Annotated in this window: 12 protein-coding genes, 1 other RNA gene and 3 pseudogenes; 14 read left to right on the top strand and 2 right to left on the bottom strand. The window is 35.6% G+C overall.

Translation table 11 applies throughout. The features are described 5' to 3' along the window. The first annotated feature begins 377 nt into the window (after positions 1 to 377). Positions 378 to 620, top strand: coding sequence for a hypothetical protein (locus tag M44_RS10055; protein WP_010173213.1), 243 nt, complete (start codon positions 378 to 380; stop codon positions 618 to 620). A gap of 66 nt (positions 621 to 686) precedes the next feature. Then, positions 687 to 1,055, top strand: coding sequence for a YppE family protein (locus tag M44_RS10050; RefSeq protein ID WP_010173211.1), 369 nt, complete (start codon positions 687 to 689; stop codon positions 1,053 to 1,055). On the opposite strand, the gene yppF is transcribed toward M44_RS10050, so the two are convergent. Continuing rightward, positions 1,043 to 1,264 carry a YppF family protein gene (gene yppF, locus M44_RS10045; RefSeq protein WP_010173209.1) on the bottom strand — a complete coding sequence of 74 codons (222 nt, stop codon included), beginning with the start codon at positions 1,262 to 1,264 and terminating at the stop codon, positions 1,043 to 1,045. The two genes, M44_RS10050 and yppF, sit on opposite strands and share 13 nt — an antisense overlap. Before the next feature lie 249 nt (positions 1,265 to 1,513). Between yppF and M44_RS22210 the strand changes: the two genes are divergently transcribed. Beyond that, on the top strand, positions 1,514 to 1,960 hold the full coding sequence (locus M44_RS22210; RefSeq protein ID WP_040365395.1) for a YppG family protein: 447 nt from the start codon (positions 1,514 to 1,516) through the stop codon (positions 1,958 to 1,960). Positions 1,961 to 1,993: 33 nt separating this feature from the next. Here the strand turns inward: M44_RS22210 and M44_RS10035 are convergent, their stop codons facing one another. Next, complete coding sequence (locus M44_RS10035) at positions 1,994 to 2,479, bottom strand: Hsp20/alpha crystallin family protein (protein WP_010173204.1); 486 nt, start codon at positions 2,477 to 2,479, stop codon at positions 1,994 to 1,996. A gap of 400 nt (positions 2,480 to 2,879) precedes the next feature. Here M44_RS10035 and M44_RS10030 point away from each other — a divergent pair, with 400 nt between their 5' ends. From M44_RS10030 to M44_RS09995, 11 genes and pseudogenes are all read left to right on the top strand, one after another. After that, positions 2,880 to 5,138 carry a DEAD/DEAH box helicase gene (locus tag M44_RS10030; RefSeq protein ID WP_193345642.1) on the top strand — a complete coding sequence of 753 codons (2,259 nt, stop codon included), beginning with the start codon at positions 2,880 to 2,882 and terminating at the stop codon, positions 5,136 to 5,138. After that, on the top strand, positions 5,122 to 5,457 hold the full coding sequence (locus tag M44_RS25240; protein ID WP_050770956.1) for a hypothetical protein: 336 nt from the start codon (positions 5,122 to 5,124) through the stop codon (positions 5,455 to 5,457). Before M44_RS10030 ends, M44_RS25240 begins: the two co-directional genes overlap by 17 nt. A 20-nt stretch (positions 5,458 to 5,477) precedes the next feature. Next, on the top strand, positions 5,478 to 5,987 hold the full coding sequence (locus M44_RS25235; RefSeq protein ID WP_237705262.1) for a ribonuclease H-like domain-containing protein: 510 nt from the start codon (positions 5,478 to 5,480) through the stop codon (positions 5,985 to 5,987). Then, positions 5,984 to 6,232 carry a hypothetical protein gene (locus M44_RS25230; RefSeq protein WP_010173200.1) on the top strand — a complete coding sequence of 83 codons (249 nt, stop codon included), beginning with the start codon at positions 5,984 to 5,986 and terminating at the stop codon, positions 6,230 to 6,232. The genes M44_RS25235 and M44_RS25230 overlap by 4 nt, the downstream gene beginning before the upstream one ends. A gap of 475 nt (positions 6,233 to 6,707) precedes the next feature. Then, the gene (locus M44_RS10020) at positions 6,708 to 6,983 is read left to right on the top strand and encodes a CotD family spore coat protein (RefSeq protein ID WP_010173197.1); all 276 of its coding nucleotides are present in this window, start codon (positions 6,708 to 6,710) and stop codon (positions 6,981 to 6,983) included. A gap of 97 nt (positions 6,984 to 7,080) precedes the next feature. Next, a pseudogene (locus M44_RS22200) lies at positions 7,081 to 7,642 on the top strand (SLOG family protein). A gap of 66 nt (positions 7,643 to 7,708) precedes the next feature. After that, positions 7,709 to 8,014, top strand: coding sequence for a cell division regulator GpsB (gpsB, locus tag M44_RS10010; protein WP_010173195.1), 306 nt, complete (start codon positions 7,709 to 7,711; stop codon positions 8,012 to 8,014). A 72-nt stretch (positions 8,015 to 8,086) separates the two neighbouring features. Next, an RNA gene (rnpB, locus tag M44_RS26200) (RNase P RNA component class B) lies at positions 8,087 to 8,470 on the top strand. Between the two features lie 130 nt (positions 8,471 to 8,600). Next, positions 8,601 to 9,735: pseudogene (locus M44_RS22195) on the top strand (THUMP domain-containing class I SAM-dependent RNA methyltransferase). 54 nt (positions 9,736 to 9,789) lie between these two features. Then, positions 9,790 to 11,693 (top strand): annotated as a pseudogene (locus M44_RS22190) (ATP-dependent DNA helicase). A gap of 227 nt (positions 11,694 to 11,920) precedes the next feature. Next, positions 11,921 to 13,432: a carboxypeptidase M32 gene (locus M44_RS09995; RefSeq protein ID WP_010173187.1), complete on the top strand. Its 1,512-nt coding sequence runs from the start codon at positions 11,921 to 11,923 to the stop codon at positions 13,430 to 13,432. Positions 13,433 to 13,668: the final 236 nt, after the last annotated feature.

Raw genomic sequence — 13,668 nt, 5'->3', positions numbered from 1 at the left:
AGGAGGACTTACTTAATGATGATCATTTAATAAAAAAGAAGAGGGTGTTCCCAAAAGAGTATACTTTTGGGACATCCTCTAAACATTTAAGTAGATGGACGGTCTGGACCCTCGAGCTTTTTATCCCCGTATCCAGGTTTGTTTTCAGGTTCTGCAGCCATTTTTCCTTTTGGTTGCTTATTTTTTGTTTTTTAGCCATATGTACACACCTCCTATAAATAGTTTGACTCAAATTGCAAAAACCATGCATGTCGAAGTATGAATGTATTCTTCTAAACCTTACTTTCTTTGTCAGTTTGGTTCTAGTTTTGTCACAGGGGGAGGGATTCCATAAAAAAGAAAGAATGTTAAGGAAGTATAGAGAGGGGTGAGGGCAAATGAACCGTGATGAATGTTTAGATATGTTAAGTAGGCTTGAAATACAATCTGAATCCATTGAAATGTTACTTGAGAAGAAATTAACGGAAAATAATCACAAGCTCCATATACTCGAACTCCAACACACCGAATTGAGACATCTATATAGTAGCGTTAGAAATTTGAAATTAGTCCACGAATTAACTAAGCAACACTCCTGGTCTTTCTTAAGTCAGGTGAAAAAGCTTGAAGTTGAAGTGTAATATATTACAATAGTGGGAGAAAGCTGATGCTTTTCTTTTTTTAAATGGAGGAAAGAAGGATATATCATGAAATTAGAAGAGTTGTTAACCCTAACAGAGCGTCTAGATCAATTAATTGATGAATGTGCAGTGATTTATCAACGACATAGAGAAGAAAATAAAAAAGGAGACTTTTATACAGAGGTTAAGCCATTTGCTGACTTAACTTATAAAGTCTCAACAGAGTGGAAAGAAGAAATATCAAATTGGTTATCATCTGTTTCTGTGAAAAATTTACATAGAATTCAACTTGAACAGGCTTGTGAAAACATTGAAATGATTAGTGTGCAAGCATTTTTCCCTGAAACAAGTTATAAAAGATTCCAATCCTATGTTCAATCTACTAAATATACTATTTCAGTGGTGTATCACTCACTTCAATCTCATTTAGATTGAAGTTTTTTCATTCTAAATGTGGATAGGTGTAATTCGTTTGGTAAACTGGCACCGCTATTTTCTAATTCTTTTAGTAAGGCTTGGTAATCTTTTAATGTAATTTCACCAGAAAGATAATGGTTCTTTGCGAAGTCTAATAAATCATTCATTTCTAATGGATGATGCTCCTTATACTGCAAATACGTTTGTTTCAAACTGTGAACATTCATTGTAAGTTCCTCCTAAATAGAATGTGGTTCGCCTCATAGGGGACATGCACTGTACCTCTTGAATAGACCCAATAATTATAATGATTTCGGTTACATTTATCGTAACATTAATATAAAAATTTCCTTGATTTTTGAATAGTAAAACTTCCGACAATTATCGTACGAACTTCGACAATGACTAGGCATATCACCATTTAAATGGAGTTACATAGTATAAGTAGTAAGAAAAAAAGACGTGGAGGGAAGGCAATGATGACAAGAAGACCTTCATATTACCCATCACCTGCTATGTTTACCTATAATCGACCAGTAAATTACCCGATGCAATCTTATAACGGAGGGTACCAACCACCGATACCTTATACTCAAGCTAACGGGTATTCACAATACGCAAATCAGCAATCGTACACCTATCCAACGGGACAATCGTACTTCCAAAACCCTTTGCAAGCTGAAGAATATCACTATTTTCCGAAACAAGTGCAAACTCAAAATTTATCAGCTTATCAAAACCCATACCCAAAAGGAAGTTTTCTAATGGATAAAGGAAAAGGAAACACCATCATGAATTCTTTTAAAAATCAAGAAGGACAATTTGATTTTAACAAAGTGATGAACACGACAGGCCAATTAATGGGGGCTGTTAATCAAATGAGTGCTGTGGTGAAAGGTATTGGAAGTATGTTCTTAAAATAAGGACAAAAAAAGATCTGGAATTCCAGATCTTTTTTAATCCTCTACTATTGTAATATTTTTTCCTTTTCGTTTTGGTAGTCTTAATACTAATAAGCCATTTTTGTATGAAGCATTCGCTTTTGACTCGTCAATTGGAGAAGATAATGGAATGGTTTTTGTACTTTTCCTTACATGTTGTTTCTTAAAGGAAGATTGGTGTACAGAATCCTCCATTATTTCCATTTCGTAATTTTCAACTGTGATGGTGACATAGCTTTGTAAAATTTCAATTGTTACATCTTCTTTTTTAACACCAGGTAGCTTTGCTTGAATGATGTGTTCATCTTTTGTTTCGTCATATTGCACTGGAAATCCACTAAATAAATTAGGGCTTGTAAAAAATTCATCCATTGTCTCTAATATACCTTTGACAGGTCTCTCGTGAAAAAATTGATGCATAGATTTCATTAAATTTCCAAAAGGCTCATAGGTTGGCTTTTCTTCGTTTGTATTTTTTTGACATATAGATTCCTCCTCCATGGTAAAGTATCTACAGTATTTTATGCTAAGGAGAAAAGGGTGTGCCTATATATTGAAAGGATGAGACACAGAGAAAAAAGACTACATTTAAAGTGAATTTGTGGAACAAAGGGTGAGTGCAAACACGTAATTCGTAATGGCCTAATACGAGTGATAAATAAATCAACTGTTCCTGTTCATCGGTTAGGATTTCTAAACGAGTAGGATTTTATATGAGATGATGAATCATAGAGGGCATAAGGACATACTGGAGAATCTGGCAGATTAGAGTGAAATAACTTCAGATATGGATAAAATTACTAGTTAATTTCACTCTTTCACACCGAACGAACATTCGGTAAAATAGAGTGTATGAGGTGAAGTTCGGTTATGAATGTAAATAAAAAAAACTTAACAAGAAGTGTTGGACCTTTTTAGACAAGATGAATACATTAAGGAACAAATTACTTATTGGCATACTATTCCAGAAAAGGAAGCAAAGACTGTTCCCTTCCCGGAACGTCTACATCCTAAATTAAGAGCATCTTTTGAAAAAAGAGGAATTCATTCTCTCTATACACATCAAGGAACGTCTTTTGATTTGGCTATGAACAAGAAGTCTTTTACTGCTGTAACGCCCACTGCATCTGGTAAGACATTATGCTACAATCTGCCTGTCTTACAATCGATTCTTGATAATGAAATGACTAGAGCCCTTTATATCTTCCCAACAAAAGCTTTAGCTCAGGACCAAAAAAGTGAGCTTAATGAGATCATTGACGAAGCAGGGGTAAGTATTAATAGCTATACATATGATGGGGATACTTCAGCAAATATAAGGCAAAAAGTACGTAAAGCAGGTCATATTGTTATAACTAACCCAGATATGTTGCATTCTGCCATACTGCCACATCATACAAAATGGGTTAGCCTTTTTGAAAATCTTAAATACATTGTGATTGATGAGCTTCACACATACAGAGGAGTCTTTGGAAGTCATGTTGCAAATGTGATACGACGATTAAAAAGAATCTGTCAATATTATGGTAGTCAACCAACCTTTATTTGTACTTCTGCTACGATTGCCAATCCTAAAGAACTAGCAGAAATACTGACGGAGGAAGAAATCACATTGGTCAATAATAATGGTGCCCCAAGTGGCAAGAAGCATTTTGTATTTTATAATCCACCTGTTGTAAACAAATCTTTAAATATAAGAAGAAGTGCGACATTAGAAGTTAGAAAATTAGCTGGAGAGTTACTGAAAAATAAAATACAGACCATTGTATTTGCTAAGAGTAGGGTTAGAGTGGAGATATTACTAACTTATTTACAAGAGTTAGTGAAAAAAGAATTAGGTACAAAGAGTATCCGTGGATATCGAGGTGGGTATCTTCCAACGCAGCGTAGAGAAATAGAAAAAGGGTTGCGAAATGGGGACATATATGGAGTTGTTAGTACGAATGCTTTAGAGTTAGGAGTCGACATTGGGCAGTTACAAGTTTGTGTGATGACAGGGTACCCCGGAACGATTGCAAGTGCTTGGCAACAAGCTGGGCGCGCAGGAAGAAGGCACGGGGAAGCACTCATAATCATGGTCGCTAGCTCAACGCCCCTTGATCAATATATAATTGAGCACCCTGAGTACTTTTTTCAACAATCTCCAGAAGAAGCTAGACTCAATCCAGATAATTTAATTATCCTAATTGATCATATCAAATGTGCGGCATATGAACTGCCTTTTTCTAAAGGGGACCAGTTTGGACATGTGGAAATTGTGGACATATTAGACTTCTTAGCTGAAGAAGGTGTTTTGCATCAAAATAAAGATCGATACTTTTGGATGAATGATGCATTTCCAGCACATAATATAAGTTTAAGATCTTGTTCCCAGGAAAATGTCGTAATTATTGATCAATCAGATGTATCAAATGTTAAAGTGATAGGAGAAATGGACCGTTTTAGTGCGATGACTTTGTTACATGACGAGGCTATCTATCTTCACCAAGGTGATCAATATCAGGTAGAATTACTAGACTGGTATGAGAAAAAAGCGTTTGTTAGAGGTGTGGATGTAGATTACTATACAGATGCTAACCTAGCAGTCCAGCTTTCTGTTCTAGAAATGGATAAGGAAAGTCAAAATGATAGATTGAAGATTGGGTATGGTGATGTTTCTGTAAGAGCAATGGCAACCATCTTTAAAAAAATTAAGTTTGACTCTCACGAAAATATTGGCTCAGGACCAATTCATTTACCCGAAGAAGAGATACATACTTCAAGTGCATGGATTTCACTACTGGGTAAGTCTAATCTATCTGAAAATCGATTGGAAGAAGGATTAATAGGTATTGCGCATGCCCTTCATATTATTGTCCCATTAAACGTAATGTGTGATCCAAAAGATGTGCATATTGTTCCACAAGTAAAGGCGGCTCACAATGAATTACCTACAATATTTATTTATGACCACTATCCAGGTGGAATTGGTTTAAGTTCTAAAGTTTATGAAGAGTATCACATGATTTTACGAGAAACAAAGCGGTTAATTACTACCTGCGTATGCGACAAAGGATGTCCTTCATGTATTGGGATGGATCTTGCTTCAACTTCCGCTAAAAGTGATTCAACAATGATTCTTAACTATTTATTAGGTGATTTGTATGAGTTTAGTAAATAAATTATCTAGAATGAAAGCTCATTTAAATATTGAGCCATCTAAAAAAACAATAGAAGCAAAAGAAGAGACCTACATGGATCGTTTTCCATTCATAGAAGAATGGAAGAAGAATCATGCTTCATTAGTAGAAGTGGAAGGTCAATATTGTTTGATGAGAAAAATAATATATCCTCATGAATATGTTCATGGTAAATACTCTTTCCAACAACTAAAAAACGTCGTGAAAGCATGGCAGTCCGTGACGAGCGATCATCCACTATCAGTTAAAGATTTAAAAATAGAAGATTTACTGTTTTTGATACGGAAACCACTGGATTAGGTGGTGGAGTAGGTAATACCATATTCTTACTTGGTTACGCAACATGGAAGGATAGAGGAATCGAGGTAACTCAATTGTTTTTACCTTCTCCTAATGATGAAATAGCTTTTTACCAAACTTTTATCAATGAGAACCCTTTAAAATGTATTCTTACTTATAACGGAAAATCGTTCGATTGGCCTCAAGTTCAATCAAGACATACTCTTGTGAAAAATGAAGTGGACCCGTTACCTAACCCGATACACCTTGATTTATATCATGCTTCTAGGCGTTTATATAAAGAGGAATTAGATTCTGTTAAACTCGTGCAAATAGAGAAGGATATTCTTTCGTTTGAAAGAAAGGACGATACTCCAGGCTATCTAGCACCTATGATATATTTTGATTATTTGGATCGAAAAAATCCTGAAGGCATTTTTTCTATTATGAAACACAATGAAGAAGATGTTCTTTCACTTATTACTTTGTTTATTCATTTATCCGAACAAGTATTAGAACTAAAAGAGGATCAAACGGACAAAGAAAATTGAAAATTGGGAAGTGGTTTAAATATTTAGGGGAACAAAAAACAGCACTTTCCATATTTCAATCGATTCAATCAACAGAGGAATTAGACATACGCGCATCAACGTTACATCATCTCGGCTTCTATGCAAAGCAGCGAAAAGAATACGATGTTGCACTTAAGTGCTGGTTAGAAGTAATGCTAGAGGGCAATGAAAGAGAAAAAAAGAAGCTATTATCGAATGTTGTAAAATTTACGAGCATCAACTAAAAGATTATCATCAAGCGAAAACAGTACTGGATACGTTACTTTCTTCAACTATTTTTACTACGTTAACTAGAAAAACAGAAAGTAGCAATCCTAAAGCGGCATGAACGACTAGTCCGGAAATTACAATAACTATTTCCTGGGGAAGCGCAAAGTTCGACTAGTTTCCTAATGATATACGTAGAAACCAATAACTTCCTGTCGATTTCATATTGTGGAGTTTACAAATACTTAGTATTATAGACACAAATTGTAGAAAAGGCTGATAATATGAAACTATACAGAGCAATATTTTTCCTATATTTTGTTGTGATTATGGTCATCGGTTTTGTCTTAACCAATCTGAAGGATACATTAGCATTATTATAGTTAAACACCTAATCTAGTGTAAAATAGGTGTTTGTCTTAGTACATGTTCCCCCTTTCTTTCATAGGCTATTATTGTAATAACGATAATGATTGAAAGGAGAAGATAGTTATGCACTGCAGACCAAGACCGAATCAAGTATTACCAGCGGTAGTACACCCTACAAAGCAATGTGTGAAAAACACTTATGCGACTTATGAGGTACCTCATATTCATCCAACTCACACGACTATTGTGAATAACGAATTATTCCAGCACAAACACTACTTTCCGCAAACTCAATCAATGGTTAATAATGTACAAAATCAACAATTTAACTGTGGTACTGGACCAGTTCCGCCAATGGGACCTATGGGACCTATGGGACCTATGGGACCAGGAATGTAACGAGTGAAAAAGCAAGGATTTGAATATCCTTGTCTTTTTTTTATGAATAATTTACACTGTAATGGAGGATATGCAGGTACAGGAGGCATGCAATTTAATGAGTGTTGTCGCTATTACCGGATACAAAAATTATGAGCTAGGAATTAGTAAAAATAATGATCCAGCTATTTCTTACATAAAGATGGCTATAAAAAAAGAACTACTTCCTTTTATTGAAGAAGGATATGAATGGGTGTTAATATCAGGGCAATTAGGTATAGAAATGTGGGCAGCAGAAGTAGTTTTTGATCTCCAATTGGAGCATCCAGATTTAAAGCTCGCTATCTTAACACCTTTTTTAAATCAAAGAAAAAAATTGGAATGAAACCAATAAAGAATATTATGAAACAATTTGTATGCAAAGTGATTTTGTTGAAAGTATCTCTCAAAAGGAATATAAGAGTCCGGAACAATTTAGACAAAAAAACATATTGTTTATCGAAAAATCAAATGCTTCAATAGTAGTGTACGATACGGAAAGAGATGGCTTTCCAAAATTTTATATGGACTTAGTTAAAAGATATCAAGAAAAGCATGAGTATGAATGTAGGATGATAACTTTTCATGATTTGCAGTTAATTGTTGAAGAGGAGCAAGAAAAGACAAGAGATTTCTACTAAATCAAATTGACAAATGATACTAATTTTGAAAAATAATAATAATGAAAGTCGATAGAGGTGAAGAGTATGATAGCTGATCGAATTAAATTAACGGCAAAAGATATACTTGAAAAAGAATTTCATTCAGGTATGCGTGGATACAAACCAGAAGAAGTAGATAAATTTCTAGATATCGTCATTAAAGATTATGAAGCGTTCCATCAAATTATCGAGGATCTCCAACAAGAAAATCAACGATTAAAGAGGCAAAGTGAAGACACGTCGAAAAGACCGATTTCTCCCCAGCCAACAGGAACGACTAATTTTGATATTTTAAAACGACTATCTAATTTAGAAAAGCATGTGTTCGGCAGTAAACTGAGTGATTATTAAGAGTCCCAAATAATGGTTCTTGCATAACCAGTAATAATCGGCTATAATTGATTCTTGCGTAAGGATTTAATAACGTTTGGGTAATCGCTGCAGTGTATGCTGTAGAGGAAAGTCCATGCTCGCACGGTGCTGAGATGCCCGTAGTGTTCGTGCCTAGCGAATAAATAAGCTAGGGCAGTTTGGATTCGTCTGAACTGACGGCAAGGAACGCACCTAAGTCTTCGGATATGGTGTTACTACTTTGAAAGTGCCACAGTGACGAAGTCCTATCAGAAATGATAGGAGTGGAACGAGGTAAACCCCACGAGTGAGAAACCCAAATGATGGTAGGGGCACCTTCCTAGAGGAATTGAACAAAAGGAAGGACAGGAAATTTTCCTGTAGATAGATGATTACCACCTGAGTACGAGGCGTGCGCCGATTGCAGTACAAAGGAACAAAACATGGCTTACAAAACGTTATTAAACAATACACTTATAAGCTCTCTTACATGTAAGAGAGCTTTTTTAATCGTCTACGTTAGGTTGAATACTTATACGTTACTATGTGAAAATAAAGATACATACTTAAAATAAGGGTGAAATGAATGACGAATTATACAATTATTGCTACGTCTGCTATGGGTCTTGAGGCTGTAGTCGGTCAAGAAGTTAAAGACCTAGGGTATGAATGTCAAGTAGAAAATGGAAGGGTTATATTTAAAGGCGATGAAACGGCCATTGCAAGAGCCAATATGTGGTTACGAACAGCAGATCGAATTAAGATATTGGTTGGTAGCTTTAAAGCTTTTACATTTGACGAATTGTTTGAAAAACAAAGCCCTTCCGTGGGAGCATTACTTGCCAGAAACAGCTGAATTTCCAGTTCAAGGAAAGTCTGTGAAATCTAAGTTATATAGCGTTTCCGATTGCCAAAGTATTGTAAAAAAAGCAATTGTAGAACGTTTGAAAAAGTTCTACCGGATAACAAACTGGTTAGAAGAATCAGGTCCCCTAGTAAAAGTGGAGATTGCCATAACAAAAAGATAAAGCAGAGTTATTGCTTGATACTAGTGGGGCTGGCCTGCATAAGCGAGGGTACCGAATTGAACAAGGTGAAGCCCCATTAAAAGAAACGTTAGCAGCAGCATTAGTAAAACTTAGCAGATGGTCTCCTGAACGACCTTTCGTTGATCCTTTTACAGGATCAGGTACTATTGCCATTGAAGCAGCTTTAATTGGGCAGAATATTGCCCCAGGTTTTAATCGTGAATTTTTAGCTGAAGAGTGGCCAATCATACAGCCGGCCACTTGGGATCAAGTACGTGAGGAAGCAGAGAGTTTAGCGAACTACGATCAACCCCTTGATATTTTAGGAACTGATATTGATCATAGAATGATTAAAATTGCTTCAGAAAACAGTATGGAAGCTGGATTAGGTGATCTTGTTACGTTTAAGCAAATGCAGGTTCGTGATTTTACAACAGATAAGCAATATGGAGTCATTGTAGGAAATCCTCCTTACGGTGAACGTCTAAGTGATAGAAAAGCAGTAGAGTTAATGTATAAAGAAATGGGAGAGGTATTTTCAAATTATCCTACATGGTCTAAATACTTCTTAACTTCTTATGAAGAGTTTGAGCAAGCATACGGAACACCTGCAACGAAGCGAAGAAAATTATTTAATGGATTTATTAAGACAGATTATTATCAATATTGGGAGAAAGACCTCCTAGAAATTAGAGAGTAGACGCAAGCTTCATGCTTGCGTTTTACATTGAAGGGAGATAGTGGCAGTTGCGTGATTTACCTTTTGTCCTAACTGGAGACCAGACGATTTATGAAGCAATTGGTGACTGGGTAGGAGATATATTTTATGACATTCTTCCCGAAAAGGGTTTGATGTAAGAGACGAACAAATTTTCATGGCATTTCAATTGGAGAAAGCTTTTAAAGAAAAGAAAACGATACTTGCCGAAGCGGGAGTAGGTACAGGAAAAACACTTGCCTATTTAGTTTATAGCTTAGCGTATGCTCGCTATACAGGTAAGCCAGCTATAATAGCGTGTGCTGATGAAACACTTATTGAACAATTAGTAAAAAAAGAAGGAGATATCAGAAAGCTTGAAGATTCCCTTGCCTTAACCATTGACGTTAGACTTGCTAAATCAAGAGAACAATATCTTTGTTTAAACAAGCTAGATACAGCGAGATTTGATTCTGAACGTATAGAGGCTGTATACGATAGTCTTCCTTCATTTGTTCATCAGCAATCTTCCATGCTAGAATATTTTCCTTATGGAGATCGAAAAGACTTTGGGGATTTAAATGATGTGGAATGGCAATCCATTGGTTGGGATCCACTTCAAGATTGTGGAAGTTGTCCGAAACGAAATAAATGTGGTCAGACTATTCATCGAGAGCATTACCGGAAGGCTGCAGATATTATTGTTTGTTCCCATGATTTTTACATGGAGCATATTTGGACAAAGGAATCTAGAAAGCGTGAAGGCCAATTACCGTTATTACCTATAGCTAGTTCTGTAGTGTTTGATGAAGGTCATTTAGTTGAATTTGCAGCTCAAAAAGCATTGTCATATAAAATAACAGACCAGACTTTGGAATTAGTTCTAGAAAGGTTAACCGTTAATGACGTAAGGGAAAATACACTCTTGTTAATTGAAGAAATTATTCAATTTAGCCAGGACTTCTTTGATCTTTTATGGAAGAATTCTGCGGCACATGATTCAGAGAAAAGAAGCATATCGAAGACTCATGATTTGGTGTCAACGGGGAAAAAATTAAAATATTTAGTAGACCAATTAACTGAGGAGCTTGTTTTTGAAGGAGAGCTTTTTGTTATTCCTGAATACGAACTTCGATTAGTTGAAGAATATTTGGAACAATTTCTATATAGTATGAATTTATTTGTAAATGATACAAGTTCAATTATTTGGTTAGAAGATAATGATGAGAAAACGACCCTTGTCATCATGCCACAAATGGTTAATGAAGTATTGAAAGATGAGCTATTTTCTGAAAAGCAGCCAATTATCTTTTCATCTGCCACGTTATCAAATGGGAAGGATTTCTCCTATATTGCGAAAAGCTTAGGAATAATAGATTACCTATCCTTTTCTGTTTCTTCTCCTTTTGATTATGAAGAGCAAATGAAAATCTTTATTAAAGCAGGAAACGAAATGAGTCGTTTTGATAATATAAGAGAAGATCTTATTAGGAATAACGGTCAATCACTTATATTGTTTCCTTCAGTAGAAGAGATGAAAAGGTTTAAGCAGTATATAGGTCATCTGAGTTCCACTCCATTTTCTATAGTATTTGAAGGAGACAAGGAAATTTCACTGCTAGTAGATCAATTTCAGAATGAAACATCCACTGTACTATGCTCCTATAATCTTTGGGAAGGATTAGACATCCCGGGAGAAGCACTACAGCATGTAATCATAGCAAACTTACCATTCCCTGGGAATGACCCAGTATTTAATGCAAAAAGAAAGTTAGCTCATGATGCATTTTCAGAAATTGATTTACCCTACATGGGTCTAAGATTACGCCAAGGAATAGGTCGACTCATTCGTTCTCACCATGATTCTGGTACCGTATCAATTTACCATAATGAGAAAAATAAGCACGTGCTTGAGTTAATTGAATCATTATTACCAGTAACACCTGAAAAATGAACGGAACTTTGGGATTTTGATCCCAAGGTTTCTTTGTATAGATTTGGATTTAGCACGGTTGCCATTCTTGTGAATAAGGGGAAATGACTAGGCCCGTGAGTGTTTGTGTACTTTTCAACTCTGTGGGACATCTATCCTTCAAGTTTTTTTCTAAGTTTATATAAAATTCTGCGATTTTAAAAAAATTGTGATAGAATTAAAGCCAGATATTTTAAGGGGGTTAAGCTTTGAGTCATTCAATAGATCAATTAGAAAAAGGTTTTTTAGAGTACATACAAAAAATTTCAGCCTATAATGAAGCTTTATCGTTAGTATTTTGGGATTTAAGAACAGGAGCACCCAAAAAAGGAATGGAGCAACGTTCTGAAGTAATTGGGATCCTATCATCTGAAGTTTTTGCGCTGTCAACGTCCGAAGAAATGGAGCAATTTATAACAGAATTATCTAAAGTTAAAGATCATCTATCAGTAACGACAAAAAAAGCGTTAGAAGAAAGCGAAAAAGATTTTCTTCGTAATAAAAAGGTTCCTGCTAATGAATATAAAGAATATGTTATTCTTCAGTCAAAATCAGAAAGTGCTTGGGAAGCAGCAAAAGGAGAAGGGGATTTCGACTCTTTTCGCCCATACCTAGAAAAACTAGTTGAATATAATAAAAAGTTCATAGAGTATTGGGGGTATGAAGGAAATAAATATAATACCCTTATAGATATGTATGAACCTGGTGTGACGGTAGAAATACTTGACGATGTGTTTGGAAAACTTCGCGAAGCTATCGTGCCGTTAGTTCAAAAAATTTCAGAAGCAGATCAGCCAAGAACGGATTTCTTGTTCCATACGTTTACAAAAGACAAACAAAAAGAATTTAGCTTACACGTTTTAAAACAAATGGGGTATGATTTCGAAGCGGGAAGATTGGATGAGACCGTTCATCCATTTGCAATTGGTCTTAATCCAGGGGATGTTCGTGTTACAACAAAATACGACGAAAACGATTTTAGAACAGCTGTTTTTGGAACGATTCATGAAGGTGGACACGCTCTATATGAGCAAAATATTAGTGAAAATCTAATTGGTACCAATCTTGCTACTGGAACTTCGATGGGAATACATGAGTCACAATCATTGTTCTATGAGAACTTTGTTGGTCGTAATTTATCGTTTTGGGAACAGAATTATCAAGCCTTAAAGAATGTTAGTAACGGACAATTCAATGATGTAGAATTAATAGACTTTTACCGTGCCATAAACGAAGCAAAGCCTTCTTTAATTCGCATTGAAGCAGATGAATTAACATATGCACTTCACATCATCATTCGCTACGAAATTGAAAAAGGATTATTTAACAACGAAATCGATGTAAAAGATTTACCTGAGGTTTGGAATACTAAATATGAAGAGTACCTAGGGGTTCGTCCATCTCATAACGGAGAAGGGGTATTACAAGATGTACACTGGGCAGGAGGAAGCTTTGGTTACTTCCCGTCATATGCGTTAGGGTATATGTACGCTGCTCAATTTAAAGCAACGATGATAAAGGATCTACCAAATTATGATGATCTATTACTAAACGGAGACCTACTACCAATAAAAGAATGGTTTACTTCACATGTTCATCAATATGGTAAATTAAAGCGTCCATTAGAAATTTTAGAAGATGCAACAGGGGAGCAATTAAACCCTCAATATCTAATTGACTACTTAACTGACAAATATTCTTCTGTTTATGGTTTGAACTAATAAGAAGAGGGTGTCCCAAAAGTATATTCTTTTGGCAACACCCTTTTCTTTTTTCAACAAATGATCATCATTAATTAAGACCGGTTGATTTCCGCGAAAGGTACTCCATTCTCCGGGACGGAGATGAGCCTCCTCATAAAATTCTGCGTATTTTATTGGTGCGGTGAAATTCGAGGAAGCCTATTTAGAGTCCTCGGGTAAGCCCTGGGGGCTAACAGGCTTCGGTCTTCTCCCCA

The sequence above is a fragment of the Bacillus coahuilensis m4-4 genome (assembly GCF_000171615.1).
Lineage (GTDB): Bacteria > Bacillota > Bacilli > Bacillales > Bacillaceae_K > Bacillus_T > Bacillus_T coahuilensis.
The sequence above is the reverse complement of the archived record's forward strand: the minus strand, read 5'-3'. Positions and strand labels throughout refer to the sequence as shown.

Bases quoted from the DNA above. Each gene is read 5' to 3' on its own strand.
- M44_RS10020 (WP_010173197.1), top strand. From the start codon at position 6,708: ATGCACTGCAGACCAAGACCGAATCAAGTATTACCAGCGGTAGTACAC.
- M44_RS25240 (WP_050770956.1), top strand. From the start codon at position 5,122: ATGAGTTTAGTAAATAAATTATCTAGAATGAAAGCTCATTTAAATATT.
- gpsB (WP_010173195.1), top strand. From the start codon at position 7,709: ATGATAGCTGATCGAATTAAATTAACGGCAAAAGATATACTTGAAAAA.
- yppF (WP_010173209.1), bottom strand. From the start codon at position 1,264: ATGAATGTTCACAGTTTGAAACAAACGTATTTGCAGTATAAGGAGCAT.
- M44_RS10035 (WP_010173204.1), bottom strand. From the start codon at position 2,479: ATGGAGGAGGAATCTATATGTCAAAAAAATACAAACGAAGAAAAGCCA.
- M44_RS22210 (WP_040365395.1), top strand. From the start codon at position 1,514: ATGATGACAAGAAGACCTTCATATTACCCATCACCTGCTATGTTTACC.
- M44_RS10055 (WP_010173213.1), top strand. From the start codon at position 378: ATGAACCGTGATGAATGTTTAGATATGTTAAGTAGGCTTGAAATACAA.
- M44_RS10050 (WP_010173211.1), top strand. From the start codon at position 687: ATGAAATTAGAAGAGTTGTTAACCCTAACAGAGCGTCTAGATCAATTA.